At 66.0% G+C, this 20,339-nt stretch carries 21 protein-coding genes; 12 read left to right on the forward strand and 9 right to left on the reverse strand.

The genetic code is table 11. The annotated features are described in order from the left end of the window. Window positions 1-42: 42 nt before the first annotated feature. Window positions 43-441, forward strand: coding sequence for an ArsR/SmtB family transcription factor (locus EV139_RS13740; protein ID WP_130454992.1), 399 nt, complete (start codon window positions 43-45; stop codon window positions 439-441). A gap of 294 nt (window positions 442-735) precedes the next feature. Here EV139_RS13740 and soxR read toward each other — a convergent pair whose 3' ends face one another. Further along, a complete protein-coding gene (soxR, locus tag EV139_RS13745) occupies window positions 736-1,221 on the reverse strand; it encodes a redox-sensitive transcriptional activator SoxR (protein WP_130454994.1) in 486 nt (161 codons plus the stop codon). Between the two features lie 79 nt (window positions 1,222-1,300). On the opposite strand from soxR, the gene fdxA reads away from it, so the two are divergent. The 6 genes from fdxA to EV139_RS13775 all read left to right on the forward strand — a co-directional run bounded on the left by fdxA (window position 1,301) and on the right by EV139_RS13775 (window position 6,968). Continuing rightward, window positions 1,301-1,630 carry a ferredoxin gene (gene fdxA / locus EV139_RS13750; RefSeq protein ID WP_130454996.1) on the forward strand — a complete coding sequence of 110 codons (330 nt, stop codon included), beginning with the start codon at window positions 1,301-1,303 and terminating at the stop codon, window positions 1,628-1,630. Window positions 1,631-1,653: 23 nt separating this feature from the next. Beyond that, window positions 1,654-2,235 (forward strand): flavin reductase family protein, encoded by a 582-nt coding sequence (locus EV139_RS13755; RefSeq protein WP_130454998.1) that lies wholly within the window; start codon window positions 1,654-1,656, stop codon window positions 2,233-2,235. A 37-nt stretch (window positions 2,236-2,272) separates the two neighbouring features. After that, complete coding sequence (locus tag EV139_RS13760) at window positions 2,273-2,902, forward strand: superoxide dismutase (protein ID WP_130455000.1); 630 nt, start codon at window positions 2,273-2,275, stop codon at window positions 2,900-2,902. 118 nt (window positions 2,903-3,020) lie between these two features. Beyond that, entirely contained in the window at window positions 3,021-3,659 is a 639-nt protein-coding gene (locus tag EV139_RS13765) for a phosphoribosylanthranilate isomerase (RefSeq protein ID WP_130455074.1), read from the forward strand. Window positions 3,660-3,813: 154 nt separating this feature from the next. Next, the gene (locus EV139_RS13770) at window positions 3,814-5,862 is read left to right on the forward strand and encodes a BCCT family transporter (RefSeq protein WP_130455076.1); all 2,049 of its coding nucleotides are present in this window, start codon (window positions 3,814-3,816) and stop codon (window positions 5,860-5,862) included. Window positions 5,863-5,966: 104 nt separating this feature from the next. Next, window positions 5,967-6,968 (forward strand): M23 family metallopeptidase, encoded by a 1,002-nt coding sequence (locus EV139_RS13775; protein WP_130455078.1) that lies wholly within the window; start codon window positions 5,967-5,969, stop codon window positions 6,966-6,968. Between the two features lie 107 nt (window positions 6,969-7,075). Here EV139_RS13775 and trpD read toward each other — a convergent pair whose 3' ends face one another. After that, entirely contained in the window at window positions 7,076-8,155 is a 1,080-nt protein-coding gene (gene trpD / locus EV139_RS13780; RefSeq protein WP_130455080.1) for an anthranilate phosphoribosyltransferase, read from the reverse strand. A gap of 260 nt (window positions 8,156-8,415) precedes the next feature. Between trpD and ctaE the strand changes: the two genes are divergently transcribed. From ctaE to qcrB (EV139_RS13805), 5 genes are all read left to right on the forward strand, one after another. After that, a complete protein-coding gene (gene ctaE / locus EV139_RS13785; RefSeq protein WP_130455434.1) occupies window positions 8,416-9,030 on the forward strand; it encodes an aa3-type cytochrome oxidase subunit III in 615 nt (204 codons plus the stop codon). A 21-nt stretch (window positions 9,031-9,051) separates the two neighbouring features. Beyond that, window positions 9,052-9,861: a cytochrome bc1 complex diheme cytochrome c subunit gene (gene qcrC / locus EV139_RS13790; RefSeq protein ID WP_130455082.1), complete on the forward strand. Its 810-nt coding sequence runs from the start codon at window positions 9,052-9,054 to the stop codon at window positions 9,859-9,861. A gap of 45 nt (window positions 9,862-9,906) precedes the next feature. Next, a complete protein-coding gene (gene qcrA / locus EV139_RS13795; RefSeq protein WP_130455084.1) occupies window positions 9,907-11,025 on the forward strand; it encodes a cytochrome bc1 complex Rieske iron-sulfur subunit in 1,119 nt (372 codons plus the stop codon). Continuing rightward, entirely contained in the window at window positions 11,022-12,635 is a 1,614-nt protein-coding gene (gene qcrB, locus EV139_RS13800; protein ID WP_130455086.1) for a cytochrome bc1 complex cytochrome b subunit, read from the forward strand. Before qcrA ends, qcrB (EV139_RS13800) begins: the two co-directional genes overlap by 4 nt. 153 nt (window positions 12,636-12,788) lie before the next feature. Next, window positions 12,789-14,441 (forward strand): cytochrome bc1 complex cytochrome b subunit, encoded by a 1,653-nt coding sequence (gene qcrB, locus EV139_RS13805; protein WP_130455088.1) that lies wholly within the window; start codon window positions 12,789-12,791, stop codon window positions 14,439-14,441. Window positions 14,442-14,543: 102 nt separating this feature from the next. On the opposite strand, the gene EV139_RS13810 is transcribed toward qcrB (EV139_RS13805), so the two are convergent. The 7 genes from EV139_RS13810 to EV139_RS13840 all read right to left on the reverse strand — a co-directional run bounded on the left by EV139_RS13810 (window position 14,544) and on the right by EV139_RS13840 (window position 20,309). Beyond that, window positions 14,544-15,818, reverse strand: coding sequence for an Nramp family divalent metal transporter (locus EV139_RS13810; RefSeq protein WP_130455090.1), 1,275 nt, complete (start codon window positions 15,816-15,818; stop codon window positions 14,544-14,546). 46 nt (window positions 15,819-15,864) lie between these two features. Beyond that, window positions 15,865-16,377 (reverse strand): TetR/AcrR family transcriptional regulator, encoded by a 513-nt coding sequence (locus tag EV139_RS13815; protein WP_157993052.1) that lies wholly within the window; start codon window positions 16,375-16,377, stop codon window positions 15,865-15,867. A 5-nt stretch (window positions 16,378-16,382) separates the two neighbouring features. Continuing rightward, on the reverse strand, window positions 16,383-16,826 hold the full coding sequence (locus tag EV139_RS13820; RefSeq protein WP_130455094.1) for a GNAT family N-acetyltransferase: 444 nt from the start codon (window positions 16,824-16,826) through the stop codon (window positions 16,383-16,385). Window positions 16,827-16,838: 12 nt separating this feature from the next. Next, complete coding sequence (locus tag EV139_RS13825) at window positions 16,839-17,261, reverse strand: cytochrome c oxidase subunit 4 (RefSeq protein WP_130455096.1); 423 nt, start codon at window positions 17,259-17,261, stop codon at window positions 16,839-16,841. A 17-nt stretch (window positions 17,262-17,278) separates the two neighbouring features. Continuing rightward, a complete protein-coding gene (gene ctaD / locus EV139_RS13830) occupies window positions 17,279-18,916 on the reverse strand; it encodes an aa3-type cytochrome oxidase subunit I (protein WP_130455098.1) in 1,638 nt (545 codons plus the stop codon). A gap of 17 nt (window positions 18,917-18,933) precedes the next feature. Then, on the reverse strand, window positions 18,934-19,782 hold the full coding sequence (ctaC, locus tag EV139_RS13835; RefSeq protein ID WP_130455100.1) for an aa3-type cytochrome oxidase subunit II: 849 nt from the start codon (window positions 19,780-19,782) through the stop codon (window positions 18,934-18,936). Window positions 19,783-19,931: 149 nt separating this feature from the next. Next, window positions 19,932-20,309: a HesB/IscA family protein gene (locus EV139_RS13840; RefSeq protein WP_130455102.1), complete on the reverse strand. Its 378-nt coding sequence runs from the start codon at window positions 20,307-20,309 to the stop codon at window positions 19,932-19,934. Window positions 20,310-20,339: the final 30 nt, after the last annotated feature.

Below are 20,339 nucleotides of genomic sequence, written 5' to 3' on the forward strand. Positions count from 1 at the left end.
GGCGATATAGACAAATGTCAATATGTGGTGCAGGATGGACCCATGACCACCGCCGAAGCCACACCCGCACCCACCGCCGCGTGCTGCACAGTGGGCCCGGGGGGGGGAGTCGTTGACGACGAGGCCGCGCACCAGCTCGCCAAAGTCTTCAAGGCGCTCGGTGATCCCACGCGAGTCAAGCTCTTGCTCCTGATTGCCGCGAGCGAGTCCGGGGAGATGTGCGCCTGCGACCTAACGGAGCCGGTGGGGCTATCCCAACCCACAGTGTCACACCACATGAAGCAGCTCGTCGAGGCCGGCCTGGTGGCACGCGAGCAACGCGGCAAGTGGGCGTATTACCGCCCCACAACGGCGGCGCTTTCGGCCGCAACTGGATTCCTCACGCAAGACGAACGCCTCAGCGATTCACCTGCGGCCACCGTGAATCCACACAGCATCTGAGCGCCCGCAGCGAATCCGCGCAGCGCCGGAACGCCCGCAGGGCGCTCACTAAGACCCACGCGCCCGTCGGCACTCCAGCGCCCGCTGGCGCGAAACACCCAGCGCGCCGGCGGCTCCGCACGCGCAAACCTTGAGGCGCGCGCCGGGCCCACGGGCACGCGCACCCGCCCGTCACCCCGCGCAGTCCCCATTCGCTGATAATCTATATTATGTCAGTTGAAGTGAATTGAGCCCGCCATCGGTGCGCCCCGATACCGCGCCGGCGGCACGCACCCCACACCCCCGAACCGCGCCCTACACCCGGATCCTGCGCGCGCCGGATCCGCTATCGCCAAGCTCATCGCCCGGGTTGAGCAAGCCGCAGGCTTTCATTGAGAGGCACCCGCAGCCGATGCAGCCGGTCAGTTCGCGCTCAAGCTGCTCGATTCCCTGGCGCCGCTGCTCGAGGGTTTTCTTCCAGCGCCGCGAGGCCCGCTGCCAGTCTTCGTGACTGGGCGTGGTCTCAAGCGGCACGTCCGCGAAGCTCTCTTGCACGTCGGCGAGCGGAATGCCGAGGCGCTTTGCCACAGACACGAGAGCGACTCGGCGCAACATGTACCGCGGATAGCGGCGCTGATTCCCCGCGGTGCGGCGCGAGGCGATGAGCCCGAGCTGCTCGTAGTAGTGCAGCGCCGAGACCGCCACCCCCGTGCGGCGACTCATCTCCCCCACGGTGAGCAACTCCCCCGGATCGTGCTGCGGCTCGTCCCCGAGCTCGGACACCTCGCCTGCCTGCGCCATCACACCCTCCTTCACTTGACCTCAAGCATACTTGAGGTTCTATCGTTGCAACCATGCTTCACACGAAAACCCAGCTCACATGACCTACGTCATTGCACTGCCGTGCGTGGATCTCAAGGATCGAGCCTGCATTGACGAGTGTCCCGTCGACTGCATCTACGAGGGCGAACGATCGCTCTACATCCACCCCGACGAGTGCGTCGACTGCGGCGCCTGCGAGCCGGTCTGCCCCGTCGAGGCGATCTACTACGAGGACGACCTCCCCGCCGAGTGGTCCGACTACTACCGCGCCAACGTCGACTTCTTCGACGAGATCGGCTCCCCCGGCGGGGCCGCGAAGGTGGGGGCTTACAGCTTCGACCACCCCATCATCGCGGCACTCCCGCCGCAGAACACCGACCTCGCCTAGTTCGTCACTCAGGAGCCACGCACATGCACCGCACCACCACGCCCGCCCTCGCGCACACGCAGCCGGCGGAGGACCTCGCCGCGGCGTTCAAGGACGCATTCCGAACGCACCCGGCCGGGATCTCACTCATTACCGCGCACACCCCAGACGGCCCCGTCGGGCTTACCGCATCGAGCGTGGCGTCGGTCGGGCTCGACCCGATCGCGCTCGCATTCTCCGTCACTCGGGCAACTGGGAGCGCCGGCGGCCTCCTCGCCGCCGAGAGCTACGTGGTCCACCTCCTCGATCGCGCGCACCTCGAGCTTGCCCAAGAGTTCGCCGTGAGCGGGGGCGACCGCTTCACCGAGGCGCAGGGCTGGCACACGCTGCCCACGGGCGAGCCGTTCCTGCCGGACGCCAGAGCCGCCCTCCGCGCGCGGACCATCCAGGCCACGCCCGTGGGGGCCTCGACACTCGTGCTCGCCGAAGTGATCGAGGTGCGGCTCGGCCGAGCATCCGAGCCACTCGTCTATCGAGATCGCGCGTTCCACGGCATCGCTCCGCTCGTCGAAGCCGCGGAATACTCCGCGACCCCAGCGCTGCGGGCCGCACCGGCCGCGGGCTGAGCGCGCCACACCGACCATCCACCGAAAGGAACTGAACATGACTGAGTACACCCTCCCGGATCTGCCCTACGACTACTCGGCGCTCGCGCCGCACATCTCAGGCCGAATCATGGAGCTGCACCACTCGAAGCACCACCAGGCGTACGTCACCGGCGCGAATGCCGCCCTCACGCAGCTCGCCGAGGCGCGGGAGTCCGGGGATCTGCGCAACGTGAACAAGCTCGAGAAGGATCTCGCCTTCAACCTGGGCGGGCACATCAACCACAGCGTCTTCTGGGAGAACATGTCCCCCGATGGCGGCGGTGACCCGGAGGGCGAGCTCGCCGAGGCGCTGGGGGCGCACTTAGGATCGCTCGAATCGTTCCGTGCGCACTTCGAGGCCACCGCAATGGGCGTGCAGGGCTCGGGCTGGTCGGTGCTCGCCTGGGACTCGCTCGGAGCCCGCCTCGTCATCTTCCAGCTCTTCGACCAGCAGGGCAACGTCCCGCTCGGCGTCACTCCCCTGCTGCAGCTCGACGTGTGGGAGCACGCGTACTACCTCGACTACCAGAACGTGCGCGCCGACTACGTCAGGGCGTTCTGGAACGTGGTGAACTGGCAGGACGTGGCCCGTCGCCTCGCGACCGCTCAGTCGCAGACGGGCGGACTCATCGCGCCGCGCCGCTAGGTTCGGCAGGCGCACGCGCCGCCACCCCTCGGGCGTCGCACCCACCGTACGGCCCCGGATCGATCCCGTCGATCCGGGGCCGTACGACTACGCTGGGAACGGCACCCGAGGAGTCACCATGTATGTAAAGATCTGCGGCCTGCGCGACGCGGCCATGACCGAGCACGCGATCGCGGCCGGAGCCGACGCGGTCGGCGTGGTGATGAGCCCCGCAAGCCCCCGGCACGCGACCCCCGAGGAGGCCATCGCCGTGGTGGCGGCCGCGCGGGCCGCCGCAGCCTCGGCCGGCCGGCCGGTGGACACCGCACTGGTGGTCAATCGCATGCCCGCCGAGGAGGCCGCGCGTCTCGCCCGGACGCTCGGCTTCGACGTGCTGCAACTCCACGGCAGCTACACGGCCGCGGACTTTGCCGCCGCGCGCGCGCTCATCCCCCGCGTCTGGCGCGCCACGTCGCTCGCGGCGGATCCCGAGCTGCGGGCCGGCGCGCGCGGCGAGGAACGCCTCCTCGTCGATGGCGCCCTCCCCGGATCCGGCGAGACCTGGGACCTCTCGCCGGTGGCCCCCGAGCGCCTGGGCGACGACTGGCTCCTCGCCGGAGGCCTCGACGCAACGACGGTCGGTGCCGCAATCGCCGCGGTCTCCCCCGGCGGCGTTGACGTGTCGAGCGGAGTCGAGTCGGCGCCCGGAGTCAAGGACCCCGAGCGCATCACGGCGTTCATTGCAGCGGCGCGCCGGGCGCACATCACGATCAGGTAACGGGACAAATGGCCGATCAGGGCCGTTTTCTTGAGCTTCCCCTCGGGCGCAAGTGAGCGAACCGCGTGAGCGGTCGGCCCCCTCGTCACTAGCGTAAGACCTGGGAGCCGGTCTTCCCGGTCCCCGTGTGCGTCGAAACGGAGCCCGGATCCTCATGCCGAAGTCGAATCCAAGCGGGAAGCGATCGATCAAGATCACGGTCCCCACCCCACCACCGCTCCCCCACCCCGGCCTCCTCCCGGGTATCGGGGTCGAGCAAACCGGCATGCGCTTCCCCACCAACTGGGTAGTGCTGATCGTCGCGCTCACGCTCACGCTCGGAGTGATCCTCTGGGCCTTCCTCGCGCCCGAAAACCTCGCCGAGGTGGGCGCGGTCTCACTGGCGTGGGTGACCGAGAACTTCAGCTGGCTCTTTGGCGCGCTGGCGATCGCAGTGGCGATCTTCATGCTCGTGGTGGGCTACGGTCGCACGGGCGGAATTCGGCTCGGCGCGGACGACGAAGCGCCCGAGTTCTCCACGCCCTCGTGGATCTCCATGCTGTTCGCGGCGGGGCTCGGCATCGGCCTCCTCTTTTACGGCCCACTCGAGCCGCTCACGTACTTCCTGGACACCCCGCCAGGGGTCACCGAGGCGGCAGGCACCGCCGACGCGGCACTCCCAGCGCTCGCACAGACGATCCTGCACTGGGGTCCAATCGCCTGGGCCTTTTACGCCCTGGTCGGCGGCGCGATCGCCTACAGCGCGTATCGCCGAGGGCGTGCGCCGCTCATCTCCGCACTCTTCGAGCCGGTGTTCCCCGGGAACACGCATCGGGCGCTGGGGCGCACCATCGACATCTTCGCCATCATCGTCACGCTCTTCGGCACGGCAGTCTCGCTCGGGATCGGCGCCCTGCAAATCGAGAGCGGCTTCCGCATGGTCACCGGGATCGGCCCGCTCGGCAACACGTTCCTGGTCGGCGCGATCGCCATCCTGACGGCCCTCTTCATCGCCTCGGCGGTGTCCGGGGTGAAGCGCGGGATCCGCCGGCTCTCAAACCTCAACATGGTGCTCACCGGCAGTCTTGGCCTGTTCGTGTTGATCGCTGGCCCCACAGTCTTCCTCCTCAACTTCGTCCCGTCATCGCTCGTGGAGTTCTTCGAACAGCTCGGGCTCATGCTCGCGCGCAACCCGAACCAGGGCCCCGAGACCGCAACATTCCTCGCGTCCTGGACCACCTACTACTGGGCGTGGTGGGTCTCGTGGACGCCGTTCGTCGGCATGTTTATCGCAAAGATCTCGCGCGGGCGCACACTCCGCGAGTTCGTCACCACCGTCGTGCTCGTTCCCTCCGCGATCGTCATCTCCTGGTTCGTGGTGTACGGCGGCACCGCAATCTACATGACGCTCAACGGCGTCAATCTGCAGAGCGGGGACTCCGGCGAGGAGGTGCTGTTCCAGCTCCTCCAGCGCCTCCCGTTCGGCATGATCACCTCGGTGGTCGCCATGGTGGCGGTGGTCGTGTTCTTCGTAACCGCCGCCGACTCCGCCTCAATCGTCATGGCGTCGATGTCTCAGGCCGGACGGCCCGAGCCATCCCGCTGGGTGACGATCCTCTGGGGCGTGCTCCTGAGCCTGATCGCAATCGCACTGCTCCTGGCGGGGGGACGCAACACGCTGTCCGGCCTCCAGTCGCTCATGGTGGTTTCCGCGCTCCCGTTTGCAATTGTCGTCATCGGAATCATGATCGCGTGGGCGAAGGATCTGCGAACGGATCCATACATCATTCGCCGCAAGTACGCGCAGGCCGCGATTGCGCAGGGCGTACGACGCGGGATCGACGAGTACGGTGACGACTTCGTGTTCGGCACCAGCGAGGTTCCCGCCGATGAGGGGGCTGGTGCGGGATTCGACAGCACCGATCCGGTGCTCACCGAGTGGTACGTGGACGCCACGACGGGGCCGATCGAGCAGGTCACCGCGGAGGACGTGCAGCGCACGCTCGAGCCCGGGCGGATCCAGCCGCGGGGCCCTGAGCGCCCCGACCACACTGCCTCGGGCGATGCGTCCCTCACCGTCGGCGAACGGATCGACGGCGTGGGCGAGGCGGACGAACATATCGAGCACGCCGACCACGCCGGAGGCCCGGACCCGAGCACTGACACTGACACCACGTCGGAGTCGGATCGGAACCCCGACGACCCCACCAGTCTGGGCCGCTGAACAGGCGTTTCAGCTCGGGGTTGGCTTTTCCGCGGCTCCGACTGTAACCTGTTCGTTATCTTTCGTTCGCCCGTCCGGCCGAACGCCGCCTACCGAGAGAACGCATGCCCGACACACCCCCGGATGAACGGACCCCGTTCCCGTCACGCCGGTCGCTGCGCACAGCGACCGGGTCGGTGCCGCACACCTCTCACACCAGCCCCGCCACTGAGCACGCCGCCGCGCCCGCCGAGAGCGACTCGGACGCCACCGCGCTTTCGACTCCCCGTGCACGGGAGGCGTCCGCGACGCCCGCGGAACCGAGCGCCGGGGCCTCCGGCTACGTCCGCGTCCCTGTGCGGGAGCACGTCCCAGCCAGCCCCCTGGGCCCCGAGCCCACCACGGACCGGCCCCGCCGCACCCTCCGGCGGCGTATTGCGACGGTCGCAGCAGCGGCGTGCGTGGGCGCACTCGCCCTCCCGGCCGCAATCCCGTTCATTCAGGAGACCGAGGAGGCGGAGGTCTCGGCGTCCGAGCAGCGCCTGTTCTCCGAGGTTTCGAGCGAAGACCTGCCCGCGTCGCTGAGCGACATCACCGCCGTGGCAGTCGAAGAGGCCACGCCGGGCTCATTCACCTTCCGCGAGGACGCCCTCGTGAACTATCCGTTCACCGCCACCGTGCTTCTCACCGACCCGTTCGGGTATCGCACAGCTCCGGTCGCGCAGTTCCACGACGCGCAGGACTTCGGCGCGGCGGCGGGCACCCCGATCCAGGCGATCGCGGACGGCACCGTGCTCGAGGCAGGCTTCGCGAGCGACGGCTGCGGCTTCGGCTTGAAGCTTGAGCACGATATCGACGACCAGACGGTCACGAGCCGGTACTGCCACATGGAGGACGCCTCCCACAACTACAGCGTGGGCGACACACTGAAGATGGGCGACCCCGTGGGGAAGGTCGGCGCGACGGGTCTCGCGTTTGGCGCGCACCTCCACCTGGCGATGCGACTCGACGACGAACCGATCGATCCGATGCCGTTCCTCGCAAAGTACAGCCGAATCGACCGCGACACCGTCCCGTCCTCGGTTCCCGAGACTCCCGCGGCTCCCACTACCCGAACGCTGCGCTAGCGGCGCCACGCCGCCAAGCGGCCGGCAGCGGGGCCCGGCGACGCCGAGCCCGCGCGCGAACGTGCCCGCACGCGAGCGGTCGGGCTCGGGGCGCGACCGGTCGCGGCTCAGGCCCCCGCCGGCTGCGCGCCGCGCGCCGCGGCCGTGGCGGCGGCCCAGTCCGCAAGTTTCGCGGCCGCGCGCCCGGAGTCGATCGTCTCTTCAGCGAGGCGCAGCTTTTCGTGCAGGCGCTCGAGGAGCGCGCGCTCGACGCTCTCGGGCCGCTGCGCGAGGTCGTACGCGACCATCCCAGCCGCGGCGTTCAGCAGCACGATGTCGCGCACGGGTCCGCGCTCACCGTCAAACACACGCCGCACCACCGCGGCGTTCTCGTCAGGGGTGCCGCCCACGAGGTCACTGATCTCTGCGCGCGGGATTCCGAGGTCGCGGGGATCAATATCGTGCTCGGTCAGACCGCCCCGGCTAACCTCCCAGAGCCGCGAGTGGCCCGTGGTCGTGAGCTCGTCGAGGCCGTCGTCGCCCCGGAAGACGAGCGCGGAGGCACCGCGCAGCCGGAACACGCCCACGAAGATCGGTACGCGGTCGATGTCGGCGACCCCGACCGCCGATGCCTCAGGGCGCACAGGATTGCAGAGCGGGCCGAGAAAGTTAAACACCGTGGGAATGCCCAGCTCGGCGCGCGCTGGCGCCACGTGGCGGAACCCCGGGAGGAACCGGGCGGCGTGAACGAACGCGATCCCCACGTCCTCGAATGCGCGGGCAAGCTCCGCCGCGTCGAGGCCCAGGTCGATCCCCAGAGCACTCAGGACGTCGGACGAGCCCGACTGGCTGCTCGCGGCACGGTTGCCGTGCTTCACCACGGGGACCCCGGCTGCGGCAGCGGTGATCGAGGCCATCGTCGAGACATTCACGGTGCCGAAGCGGTCGCCGCCGGTGCCCACGATATCGAGGGACATCGGCGGGAGCGCGATCGGCAGCGCCTCGGCGAGAATCGCATCGCGGAACCCGATCACCTCTTCGACAGTCACGCCTTTCGAGCGCAGTGCGACGAGAAACGCGCCCACCTGAGCGCCGCTCGCCTCCCCCGTCATAAACCGAGCCATGGCCCACTCAGCCTGAGAAACACTGAGGTCCGCACCCTCGAGCAGCGCGGTGAGAACGGTCGGCCAATTTCGCTCATCGATCATTCAGCAATTCTATCGAGGCACGCCGCCACGCGCGGCGCACGCGCCCCAGATCTGGGGGTTCCCGCACTCAGAGCCCCCGACTCCACCGCATTTCTGGCCCGAAACACACCAACACGAGGCCGAAAGGCGGCGTGCTGTCCGAAATCGCTCCCCCAAAGCGGTAGGCTTGTCAGGAATCTCGCAGAAAGTTCGGCGCGCCGTGAAAGAGTGAAAACGCACACCAAACTTTCAGCCATAATGGAGGGGTGACAACGACCACTATGAATACCAAGTCAGCCGTGCCGTCGGTGAAGCGACCGAATACCGTCGCCGTCGGCACGATCGTGTGGCTCGGCAGCGAGGTCATGTTCTTCGCGGGCCTCTTCGCGATCTACTTCACGCTGCGCGCTATGAATCCTGAGCTCTGGGCCGAGCAGACCGCGAAGCACAACTTCGCATTCGCGTTGATCAACACGCTGATCCTGGTCGCGTCCTCGTTCACCGCACAGGCGGGCGTCTTCGCCGCCGAGCGCGGCCAGCCCCGAGCCACGGGAGCGAGCCCCAGCAAGTGGGGCACGGTCGAGTGGTTCTTCCTCACCTTCTTCATGGGCGCCATCTTCGTGGCGGGCCAGACCTACGAGTACGCGACCTTCGTGTCCGAGGGCATCACCCTCGCATCCGACCCGTACGGCTCCGCGTTCTACATGACCACCGGCTTCCACGGCATTCACGTGTCGCTCGGCCTCGTGGCATTCCTGCTCGTGATCGGCCGCATCTACGCCGTCAAGAACTTCACGCACAAAGAAGAGACCACCGCTGTCGTCGTGTCCTACTACTGGCACTTCGTTGACATCGTGTGGATCATCCTCTTCATCGTTATCTACGTCCTCAAGTAGGGGTCAGGAGTAATCGACATCATGGCTCGCGCCAAGAAGAACGTTCGCAAGACCGGCCGCCGCCACCCGCTTGCCACCGCCGCGCTCGTCGCGGTGGGCCTGCTCGTGACTGGCGCCGCGTACGCGGGCGTCAGCCAGTCCCCCGCTACCGCGGAGATCGATCTCGAGTCCCCCGCTACCATTTCGGCTGGCGAGAAGCTGTTCGGCGCAAACTGCGCCACCTGCCACGGTGCAGCGGCTCAGGGCACTCCCGACGGACCCACGCTCGTTGGCGTCGGTGCTGCATCGGTCAACTTCCAGGTCGGCACCGGCCGCATGCCGCTCGCCTTCAACGGCCCGCAGGGCATGGTGAAGCCTGAGCAGTTCACCGAGGAGCAGACCCTCCAGATGGCCGCCTACGTGGCCTCCCTCGCGCCGGGACCGGGCCTCCCCGAGACCCAGTACCTCCAGGCAGACAGCGACGCCGAGGGTATTGCGAGCGGTGGCGAACTGTTCCGCATCAACTGCGCCATGTGCCACAACGTCTCGGCCGCCGGCGGCGCCCTGACCCAGGGCAAGTTTGCTCCCAAGCTGACGGGTGTGGCACCGACCCACATCTACGAGGCAATGGTCACCGGCCCGCAGAACATGCCCGTCTTCAGCGACGCGAACATCTCGCCGCAGGAGAAGGCAGACATCATCTCGTACCTCAAGTACATCGAGGAGCAGCCCGCAGTTGGCGGCCTGACCCTCGGCTCGATCGGCCCGGTCGCAGAGGGCCTCTTCATTTGGGTAATCGGACTCGGCGCCATCATCGGCCTCACCGTCTGGGTTACCGCGAAGTCGAACTAGTTTCGGTCTCGCAACGAGTTCATGATTCAGGAGTCAAGGAGCAACATGGCAGAGGAAGCGAAGAACAACGGCGATACTGGTGCCGTTGTCGCCGCCCAGAGCCACGGCTCGGTCGAATCCGCCGCGGTGGGAACCGCAGTGATTTCGCCCGACGCTGTGCAGAATCCGGGCCTTCCCCCGCACCGTCAGCGCGTCACGGATCTTGATCCGAAGAAGGCTAAGCGGGCAGAGCGTACCGTCTACACCCTGTTCTACATCTCGATCGCTGGCAGCCTCGGTGCAGTGCTCGCCTACATGTTCTTCCCGATTGAGTCGGGCGAGCTGATGGCGATCCGGATCCACACGATGTTCGTGGGTCTGGGCATGGCGCTCGCGCTGCTCGCCGTGGGTATCGGTGCCGTCCACTGGGGCAAGGCCCTCATGGCGGATCACGAGTCGATCGACGAGCGGCACCCCGTGCCGAGCGACGAGCCGACACGCGAAGCGTCAGCGGAGATCTTCAAGCTTGCAAACGAAGAGTCCGGGTTCTCCCGCCGCTCGCTCGTGCGCAACAGCCTGATCGGTGCGCTCATCGCGTTCCCGCTCCCCGGCATCACCCTCCTGCGCGGGCTTGCTCCGCAGGACCGCGATCCGGTGCAGCTGCTGAAGCACACGATGTGGACCAAGGGCACCCGCCTGGCCCGCGACCCGTCCGGCGTGCCGATCAAGGCTAGTGAGGTGACGATCGGATCCGCATTCCACGTCATCCCCGAGAACCTGAACCACGACGACTTCGCAAAGCTCAGCCTGGACGAGCGCGGCGGCAGCGACACGCTGCTCGACGCGAAGGCAAAGGCGATCGTGCTGCTGATGCGTCTCGATCAGAGCGACCTCCACGAGCTCCCCGAGCGCGAGAGCTGGTCGTACGACGGAATCGTCGCGTACTCGAAGGTCTGCACCCACGTCGGTTGCCCCGTTGCGCTCTACGAGCAGCACACGCACCACCTGCTGTGCCCCTGCCACCAGTCGCAGTTCGACGTCTCCGAGCACGCCAAGGTCGTCTTTGGTCCGGCGAAGCGGCCCCTGCCGCAGCTGCCGATCACGGTCGACGAAGAGGGCTACCTCGTCGCGCAGAGCGACTTCCATGAACCTGTTGGCCCGAGCTACTGGGAGCGTCTCAAGTGAGCAGCACCGTAACCGAAGCCCCCGCACAGAACGGCTCGAGCCGCTTCACCTCAGCGGCGGCGAACTATATCGACGAGCGCACCAAGATCGGTGTCGCGGTCAAGGAGTTCGGACGGAAGGTCTTCCCCGACCACTGGTCCTTCCTCCTCGGCGAGGTCGCTCTCTACAGCTTCATCGTCATCCTGCTCTCGGGCACGTTCCTGACGCTGTTCTTCCAGGCGACCATGATCGAGACCCACTACACGGGTCCGTACCTGCCCATGAAGGGCGTCGAAATGTCCGGGGCTATGGCCTCGACGCTCGACATCTCCTTCTCGGTGCGCGGCGGTCTGCTCATGCGTCACGTGCACCACTGGGCGGCCCTGCTCTTCGTTGCCTCCATCGGCCTGCACATGCTGCGCATCTTCTTCACGGGTGCGTTCCGCAAGCCGCGTGAGCTCAACTGGGTCATCGGCTTCGTGCTCTTCGTGCTGGCAATGGCAGAGGGCTTCACCGGCTACTCGCTCCCCGACGATGTGCTCTCGGGCAACGGCCTCCGCATCATCGACGGCATCATCAAGGCGATCCCCGTGATCGGCACGTACCTCTCGTACTTCTTCTTCGGAGGCGAGTTCCCCGGCACCGACATCGTTGGCCGCCTGTACATGCTGCACATCATGCTGCTTCCCGCCCTCGTCATCCTCTTCGTGGCGCTGCACCTCGCGTTTGTGGTCATCCACAAGCACGCGCAGTACCCCGGCCCGGGCAAGACGCAGCAGAACGTCGTGGGCTACCCGGTCCTCCCCGTGTACGCGGCGAAGGCCGGCGGCTTCTTCTTCATCGTGTTCGGTGTGATCGTACTGATCGCGTCCTTTGTCGGGATCAACCCGATCTGGGCGTACGGGCCGTACGATCCCTCCCCCGTGTCGGCCGGTACCCAGCCCGACTGGTACATCGGCTTCGCCGACGGCATGCTCCGACTGGTGCCGCCGGGGCTCGAGACCGAGTGGTTCGGCTACACCTGGTCCTGGAACATGCTCCTGCCTCTCGGCATTATCGGCATCTTCCTCGTCCTCGTCGCGGCCTACCCCTTCATCGAGGCTTGGGTCACCGGCGACAAGCGCGAGCACCACATCCTGGATCGTCCGCGCAACGCCCCCACCCGCACCGCCATCGGCGCCGCAGGTGTCACGTTCTACGCGGTCATGTGGGCGGGCGCGAGCTCGGACCTCATGGCAACGCACTTCCAGCTCTCAATGGAGGGCGTGATCCACACCCTCCAGGCGCTCCTCTTCCTCGGGCCGATCTTCGCGTACATCATCACGAAGCGCATCTGCCTCGGTCTGCAGAAGAAGGATCGCAGCATCGCGCTGCACGGCTACGAGTCCGGCCGCATCGTGCGTCTGCCGGGTGGCGAGTTCGTCGAGGTCCACAAGCCGCTCGATGAGTTCGAGTCGTGGGAGCTCGTGAGCTACAACGACTACGCGCCGCTGATGCTCCGCCCCAACGACGATGGACGCATTCCGTTCTCCAAGCGCCTCCGTGCTGGCTTCAGCCGCTGGTTCTTCGAGGACCGGATCGTTCCCCCGTCGCAGGGAGAGATCGAGCAGGGTAAGCACGAGGGACACTAGTCCCCCAGCGCTCACAGACGGCCCCACCGGATTGTTTTCCGGTGGGGCCGTTTTGCGTGTGTGCGCCCATTGGACCTTTGCCGCGAAGTGTCCTAGGCTCGGAAGCAGGGATGGAACCACCGTCGAATCGAAAGTTCGAGGAGCGTTTTTCCCGTGAAGACCGAGGGCGATCGCCCAACCGCGCAGGGGCCCAGCCGATTCACCACGGCGGCCGCAGAATACCTCGATGCGCGCACCGGAATCGGTGTCGCAGTCAAGAAGCTCGGGAGGAAAGCCTTCCCAGACCACTGGTCGTTCCTCCTCGGAGAGATCGCGCTGTGGAGCTTCATCGCTATCCTCCTCTCGGGCACGTTCCTGGCGCTCTTCTTCCAGGCGACCATGGTCGAGACGCACTACAACGGCCCATTTGTGCCGATGAAGGGCGTCGAGATGTCTGGCGCACTCGCGTCCACACTCGACATTTCGTTCTCCGTGCGCGGCGGCCTGCTCATGCGCCAGGTGCACCACTGGGGCGCGCTCCTGTTCGTCGCGGCCATTGGCCTGCACATGCTGCGCATCTTCTTCACGGGTGCGTTCCGTAAGCCGCGCGAGCTCAACTGGGTGATCGGCTTTACGCTCTTCATCCTTGCGATCGCCGAGGGGCTCACCGGCTACTCGCTCCCCGACGACGTGCTCTCGGGCAACGGCCTCCGCATCATCGACGGTCTCATCAAGTCGATCCCGGTGGTGGGCACATACCTGTCGCAGTTCCTCTTCGGCGGAGAGTTCCCTGGCACCGACCTGGTGGGGCGGTTCTACATGCTGCACATCATGCTGCTCCCGTCCCTCGTTATCCTCCTCGTCGCACTGCACATCACCTTCGTTGCAATCCACACCCACTCGCACTACCCCGGGCCCGGCCGCGGCCAGACGCGCGTGGTGGGCTACCCGGTGCTCCCGTTCTACGCGGCGAAGGCCGGCGGCTTCTTCTTCATCGTGTTCGGGGTGATCGTACTCATCTCCTCGCTCTTCGGCATCAACGCCGTGTGGGCGTACGGGCCGTACGACCCTTCCCCGGTGTCCGCCGGCACGCAGCCAGACTGGTACGCGGGATTTGCAGACGGCATCCTGCGACTCGTGCCGCCGGGCTGGGAGACCGAGTGGTTCGGCTATACCTGGTCCTGGAACCTCCTCATTCCCATCCTCATCCTGGGGCTCTTCTTCGTGCTGGTAGCGCTCTACCCCTTCATCGAGGCCTGGGTCACCGGCGACAAGCGCGAGCACCACATCCTCGACCGGCCACGCAACGCCCCCACCCGCACCGCGATCGGCGCCGCAGGGGTCACGTTCTACGCGATCATGTGGGCGGCCGCCAGCTCGGATCTCATCGCCACCCACTTCCAGCTGTCGATCGAGGGCGTCATCCATGCTCTCCAGGCCTCGCTCATCCTGGGGCCAATCGTCGCGTACTTTATCGCGAAGCGCATCTGCATCGGCCTGCAGAAGAAGGATCGCATGATCGCCCTCCACGGGGTCGAGTCCGGGCGAATCGTGCGGCTCCCCGACGGCGAATACATCGAGGTGCACACGCCGCTCACCGAGCACGAGCGGTGGAAGATCGTCAGTTACCACGACTACGCCCCGCTCGTACTCCGCCCCAACGACGACGGCCGCATTCCGTTCAGCAAACGCCTGCGTGTGGGCCTCAGCCGGTGGTTCTTTGAGGACCGGATCGTGCCCCCGACCGCATCGGAGCTCGCGGAGCACCAGGGCCCCGAACACAAGGGTACGCAGAGCGCGGATCCGGACAGCGGCGGAGCTCAATAAGCTTCGTTCGCCGGTTTGGCTTGGCGTCGCTAGAAGTTCCTGCGCACGTGCGGTATGATCCCCCTCCCGAGGCGGCCGCACCGCACGTGCGTGGTGGGGGTGTTAGGCCTGCCCGGTGGCGATCAGCCAGATCAGCAAGAGGTTGAGCAACACGATCAGAGTGACCACCACCCAGGCAACAATCCGCAGCGCGCGCCCGTTGCGGAACACGCCCATCAGCTTCGCGTTCTCGGTGAGCCGCGCCAGCGGGATCAGCGCGAACGGGAGGCCCAGCGAGAGCAACACCTGGCTCAGAACGAGTGCCCAGGTGGGGTCGACCCCGACCGCGAGCAGAATCAACGCGGGAACCAGCGTGATCGCGCGGCGCGCGATCATTGGGATTCTGATCTTCAAGAGACCGGACATGATCGTGGCGCCCGCGTAGCATCCCACCGAGGTCGAGGCCAGGCCAGAGGCAAGCAGACCAATCGCGAAGATAACCCCGATGGCGGGCCCCAGCGCATCGGTGATCGCCGCGTGCGCCCCCTCAATCGAATCCGTGCCCTCCACCCCGGGAAGGCTCGCAGCGGCAAGCAGCAGCATGGCGATGTTGACGCCGCCGGCCACGATGAGCGAGAGCGCCACGTCCCAGCGGGTGGCGGTCAGGAGCCGGCGGAGCATCCCGGGCTCGTGGTCCACGCCGTGCCGGTCGCGCGCGAGGGCCGAGTGCAGGTACACGGCGTGGGGCATCACGGTGGCGCCCAGCATGCTGGCCGCGAGGAGCACCGTCTGAGTGCCCTGGAACCTGGGCACCAGGCCCTCGAGCATGCCCTCACCGCTGAGCGGGCTGAACAGTAGGCCCGCAAGGAAACCGATGGTGATGATCCCGAGCAGCCCCATCACCACGAACTCGAAGGTCCGCTGTCCGCGGCGGGACTGCAGGGTGAGCAGCAGCATCGACACCAGGCCCACGATCAGGCCGCCAACGGGCAGCGGCACCCCAAACAGCAGATAGAGCGCAAGGGCCCCGCCAATCACCTCAGCAACGTCGGTTGCCGCCGCCACGAGCTCCGCCTGCACCCAGAACAGACGCCGCGGCCAGGGACGCATCCGGTCCCCCAACAGCTCGGGGAGGCTACGCCCGGTCACCAGGCCCAGCTTCGCAGAGAGGTATTGGACGAGCATCGCCATGAGGTTCGCTGCGACCAGCACCCAGAGCAGAAGGTACCCGTACTCCGCGCCGGCGGTGAGGTTCGCCGCCACATTTCCGGGGTCGACATACGCGATCGCCGCCACGAATGCCGGACCGAGGAGCCCGACCCCGCTCGCGCGACGGGCGGGGCGCGTCGGCTCGTGTGGCCGGAGGGCACCGGGAGTGACTTCGGGTGTGCGTGCCATAAAGTTAGACTAATCGAACTCCTGGCACCCAGGGCGCCATCCTGGGCTAGTTGAGTGCGTCGTCCTCGGTGTCTGAGTCAGCGATGGCCGTGGATTCGAGGAGAGACCGCGCGCCCAGCTCGAGCACCCGCGCAAACTCGCGGCTCCCCCAGGACGCACGCAGTGCGGAGAGCCGGGTCGTGAGTGTGTCCGACAACTCGGCTGCGCGGTGCGCGGCGATGGCCTGGAAGACGAAGCGGGCCGCAGCGGCGCTTCCGCCGTCGGCTGCACCGCCCAGCGGTGTGGCGGTTTCTCCCTGGGCGGGTCCGCGCGGCGAGGGCGCGACTGGCTGCGACTGTGGTGCGGGGAGGCCCGCGGCTGCGAGCTCCAGGCACGCGAGGAAGAGCTCCTGTTTGGTGCGGAAGTTCGCGTACACGTGAGGCTGGGGCACATCTGCCCGCTTGGCGATCCGCGCGGTTGCGGTGCCGTGATAGCCCGAGAGGCCGAACTCAACGAGTCCGGCCTCAATCAGGCGTTCACGATTCTCACCGGGCCGCCGCCGCACGCGGCGTTCAGTCACGGTGATTATCCCAGTTCGAGAATCTTACGGTAGTGCTCACCGACCGGCTCGAAGCCGCGGTGGTTGTAGAACGATCCGATGCGGGCGGTTGACGCCGAGAGCTGGCGCACGCCGCGCCCCATGCAGTAGTGCTCGTTCGCCTGCATCAGGCGATCGCCCACGCCGTGGCCACGTGAGGCCTCGTCGACAACGATCTCCTGCAGGTGGGCGGTGAGGCCCGGGGCGTGGAGCAGCCGGGACACGGTCATCAGCGAGTAGCCAACGACCTTGTCCGCGCGCTCCGCGACGAAGAGAACGTTCGTCTCCTGGTCGCGGTGCCGCAGAATGTTGTCGTACGCGACGAGGAACTCGTCGCTTCCGATCGTCTCACGGCCGGTAGTGAACTGCCGGGCAAGGGCGAGGACGGCTCGGCCGTCCTCGCTCTTGCCGCGGCGGATGATGATGCTCACCTGGGTATCCGACTACCGGGCGAAGTTGCCGCGGTAGTACTCGTAGACCCAGCCCACGATGCCGATGATCAGCAGCGGAGCGGAGATGAACGCGAGCCAGAAGTTGAAGCCGATGCACAGGCCAAGCACGATGATTGAGCACGCGAAGGCGAGGAACATGGGCCACCAGCTCCAGGGGCTGAACTCACCGAGCTCGGGGTCCCCATCGTCGATGTCCGAGTCTTCGAGATCCTCGACGAGCACGCCGCCCTGCTTGCGCTCCACCAGCATGAGGTAGACCGCGATGAACGCCGTCAGACCACCGGAGAGCAGGATCGTGGTCGACCCAGCCCACTCCGGGACACCGTGAGCGATCAGGTTCCAGACGGTGTACACGGTGGCGAGAACCACCAGGTAGGCCGTAAGGATCCAGAAGATGACGATATTGGATTTCATAGCTGACTCTCCTCAGATCACTTCTGGTCGCTGAGTTCGCGCGCCGGGGTCGGCTGCTCGACACCGCTGACCTCAGGGTGGTTGAGATCGAAGGCAGGAGACTCGGAGCGAATGCGCGGGATGGACGTGAAGTTGTGGCGCGGCGGCGGGCAGGAGGTTGCCCACTCGAGCGAGCGGCCGTAGCCCCACGGATCGTTGACCGTCACCTTCGGCGCACGGCGCGCGGTGATGTACACGTTCAGGAGGAACGGAATCATCGACGCACCCAGGATCATCGCGCCAACCGTTGACAGCTGGTTGCCCCACGTGATGCCGTCAGCCGGCAGATACGTGTAGTAGCGACGCGGCATGGCCATGACGCCCAGCCAGTGCTGCACGAGGAAGGTCATGTGGAAGCCGATGAAGAGCACCCAGAAGTGAATCTTACCGAGACGCTCGTCGAGCATCTTGCCGGTCCACTTGGGCCACCAGAAGTAGAACCCGGCGAACATCGCGAAGACGACGGTGCCGAAGATCACGTAGTGGAAGTGCGCCACGACGAAGTAGGTGTCCGACAGGTGGAAGTCGAGCGCCGGCGACGCGAGGATCACGCCGGTGAGGCCACCGAAGACGAAGGTCACGAGGAATCCAAGCGACCACAGCATCGGCGTCTCGAAGGTGATCGAGCCGCGCCACATGGTGCCGAGCCAGTTGAAGATCTTCACGCCGGTGGGCACCGCGATGAGCATGGTCATCAGGGCGAAGAACGGAAGCAGGACCGAACCGGTGACGTACATGTGGTGTGCCCACACGGTCATGGAGAGTGCTGCAATCGCGATCGTTGCGTAGATCAGCGTCTTGTACCCGAAGATCGGCTTGCGGCTGAACACCGGGAAGATCTCGGAGATGATGCCGAAGAACGGCAGCGCGATGATGTAGACCTCTGGGTGTCCGAAGAACCAGAAGAGGTGCTGCCAGAGGATTGCTCCGCCTTCACCGCTGTAGATCTGAGCGCCGAAGATACGGTCGGCCGCGAGGCCAAACATCGCCGCGGCAAGCACGGGGAAGACCAGCAGCACCAGGATCGAGGTGATCAGCGTGTTCCAGGTGAACACGGACATACGCCACATGGTCATGCCCGGTGCGCGCATCGTGATGATCGTGGTGATGAAGTTGACGCCACCCATGATCGTGCCGAAGCCACTGACGCCCAGTCCGAGTACCCAGAGGTTGCCTCCGACGCCTGGCGAATAGGTCATATCCGAGAGTGGGGCGTACGCGAACCAGCCGAACGAGGCCGCACCCTGCGGGGTGAGGAAGCCGCCGACTGCAATGAGCGAGCCGAAGGTGTAGAGCCAGAACGCGAATGCGTTGAGTCGCGGGAACGCGACATCCGGAGCACCGATGTGGAGCGGCATCATGACGTTCGCGAAGCCCGCGAACAGCGGGGTTGCGAACATCAGCAGCATGATGGTGCCGTGCATGGTGAATAGCTGGTTGTACTGTTCCTTGGTTGCCACGACCTCAAGGCCGGGAGCGAACAGCTGCGCGCGGATCACGAGGGCCATGAGGCCGCCGATCAGGAACCACACGAAGGAGCTGATCAGATACATGTATCCGATCACCTTGTGGTCCGTGGACGTCAGCCACGAGACAATGACGTTGCCCTTCTTCATGTTTCTGTTATCCCTCGTTACTCGTTCTGCGCTTTGGCGTTGTCACCGTAGAAGCGATCCTGGTTCGGATTCAGCTCCAGGGTGGCCTGCCCGCTGTTGCCTGCTTCGCGCAGTGACGTGATGTATGCGTCGTACTCGTCCTGCTCGACGACCTTGACCTCGAAGAGCATCATCGAGTGCGATTCGCCACACAGCTCGGCGCACTTGCCCATGAAGGTGCCGGTCTTTGTCGGCGTGAAGCTCATGTAGTTGGTCTGACCCGGGATCATGTCCTTCTTGTACAAGAACTCCACCACCCAGAAGGAGTGGATGACGTCGCGGGTCTCGAGACGGATCTCCGTGGTCTTGTCAACCGGGAGGTAGAGGACCGGCATGGTCTCTTCCTTCGCGGCACCGTCTTCGTCGGTCTGCACCTGCACGCCGGAGAAGAACACGTCTTCGTCAACGTAGTTGAAGTCCCAGGCCCAGCGCTTGCCGATTACCTCGACAACGTTTTCAGGGTTGTCGTAGCGAGACTCGATCTTGCTCTGCTCCTGCGCGGTGAACGCGAAGAAGCCGAGGACGAGGATCACCGGGACGACCGTGAAGAAGGTCTCGATCGGCATGTTGTACCGCAGCTGCACGGGCAGGCCGGTCTGGCCCTTCCGGCGCCGGTACGCGATCGTGGCCCAGATAATCAGGCCCCACGTGATCACGCCGACTGCGAGCAGCACGATCCACGAGGTCACCCACAGCCCGGTAATGCCGTCTGTGTGGTTCGTTGCTCCCTCGGAACCCGCGGGCAAAAAGCCTCGCTGCTGCTCCGGGGTGCAGCCCGCGAGAACGAGCGCTGCCGTAAGCGCTACTGGGGCCGCAACCCATTTCATTCGACGATTGGAACGCACCGCATACCTTTCGAAATGTTTCGTGCCGCCCTGAAAGCAGGCGAAGCTGATGACTCCCTGTTAGCTTAGCGCGAACCTGAGCGTTCCCCGAACCAACACCGGGTGTTGCGGAATCTCAGGTCGCGTTTTCGCTAGCTGAAGCTGTCGCCGCAGGCGCAGCTGCCCTGGGCATTTGGATTGTCGATCGTGAAGCCCTGCTTCTGGATCGTGTCTTCGAAGTCAATGGTGGCCCCGTTCAGGTACGGGATGCTCATCTGATCCACGACCACCTGCACGCCGGTGAAGTCGACGATCGCGTCGTTGTCGAGTTCTCGCTCATCGAAAAAGAGCTGGTAGATCAGGCCGGAGCAGCCGCCGGGCTGCACGGCGATACGCAGGCGCAGGTCGTCGCGCCCCTCCTGCGACAGCAGGCTGCGCACCTTCTCCTGTGCGGCGGTGCTCAGTGCGACCCCGTGCGCACCCTCGAGTGCCGGCGCGGCGGTGTCCGCTGCGATTGTCTCAGTACCCATGACTTCTCCTCGCTCGCGTGGTGGTTCTCA

This window comes from Leucobacter luti, assembly GCF_004217175.1.
GTDB lineage: Bacteria > Actinomycetota > Actinomycetes > Actinomycetales > Microbacteriaceae > Leucobacter > Leucobacter luti.

What these genes read in the sequence shown, in the direction of transcription:
- EV139_RS13825 (WP_130455096.1), bottom strand. Translation starts at nt 17,261, where the DNA reads ATGAAATCCAATATCGTCATCTTCTGGATCCTTACGGCCTACCTGGTG.
- ctaC (WP_130455100.1), bottom strand. Translation starts at nt 19,782, where the DNA reads ATGAAATGGGTTGCGGCCCCAGTAGCGCTTACGGCAGCGCTCGTTCTC.
- EV139_RS13765 (WP_130455074.1), top strand. Translation starts at nt 3,021, where the DNA reads ATGTATGTAAAGATCTGCGGCCTGCGCGACGCGGCCATGACCGAGCAC.
- trpD (WP_130455080.1), bottom strand. Translation starts at nt 8,155, where the DNA reads ATGATCGATGAGCGAAATTGGCCGACCGTTCTCACCGCGCTGCTCGAG.
- EV139_RS13770 (WP_130455076.1), top strand. Translation starts at nt 3,814, where the DNA reads ATGCCGAAGTCGAATCCAAGCGGGAAGCGATCGATCAAGATCACGGTC.
- soxR (WP_130454994.1), bottom strand. Translation starts at nt 1,221, where the DNA reads ATGGCGCAGGCAGGCGAGGTGTCCGAGCTCGGGGACGAGCCGCAGCAC.
- qcrC (WP_130455082.1), top strand. Translation starts at nt 9,052, where the DNA reads ATGGCTCGCGCCAAGAAGAACGTTCGCAAGACCGGCCGCCGCCACCCG.
- EV139_RS13775 (WP_130455078.1), top strand. Translation starts at nt 5,967, where the DNA reads ATGCCCGACACACCCCCGGATGAACGGACCCCGTTCCCGTCACGCCGG.
- EV139_RS13810 (WP_130455090.1), bottom strand. Translation starts at nt 15,818, where the DNA reads ATGGCACGCACACCCGAAGTCACTCCCGGTGCCCTCCGGCCACACGAG.
- EV139_RS13755 (WP_130454998.1), top strand. Translation starts at nt 1,654, where the DNA reads ATGCACCGCACCACCACGCCCGCCCTCGCGCACACGCAGCCGGCGGAG.
- EV139_RS13760 (WP_130455000.1), top strand. Translation starts at nt 2,273, where the DNA reads ATGACTGAGTACACCCTCCCGGATCTGCCCTACGACTACTCGGCGCTC.
- EV139_RS13840 (WP_130455102.1), bottom strand. Translation starts at nt 20,309, where the DNA reads ATGGGTACTGAGACAATCGCAGCGGACACCGCCGCGCCGGCACTCGAG.
- fdxA (WP_130454996.1), top strand. Translation starts at nt 1,301, where the DNA reads ATGACCTACGTCATTGCACTGCCGTGCGTGGATCTCAAGGATCGAGCC.
- EV139_RS13740 (WP_130454992.1), top strand. Translation starts at nt 43, where the DNA reads ATGACCACCGCCGAAGCCACACCCGCACCCACCGCCGCGTGCTGCACA.
- ctaD (WP_130455098.1), bottom strand. Translation starts at nt 18,916, where the DNA reads ATGAAGAAGGGCAACGTCATTGTCTCGTGGCTGACGTCCACGGACCAC.
- ctaE (WP_130455434.1), top strand. Translation starts at nt 8,416, where the DNA reads ATGAATACCAAGTCAGCCGTGCCGTCGGTGAAGCGACCGAATACCGTC.
- qcrA (WP_130455084.1), top strand. Translation starts at nt 9,907, where the DNA reads ATGGCAGAGGAAGCGAAGAACAACGGCGATACTGGTGCCGTTGTCGCC.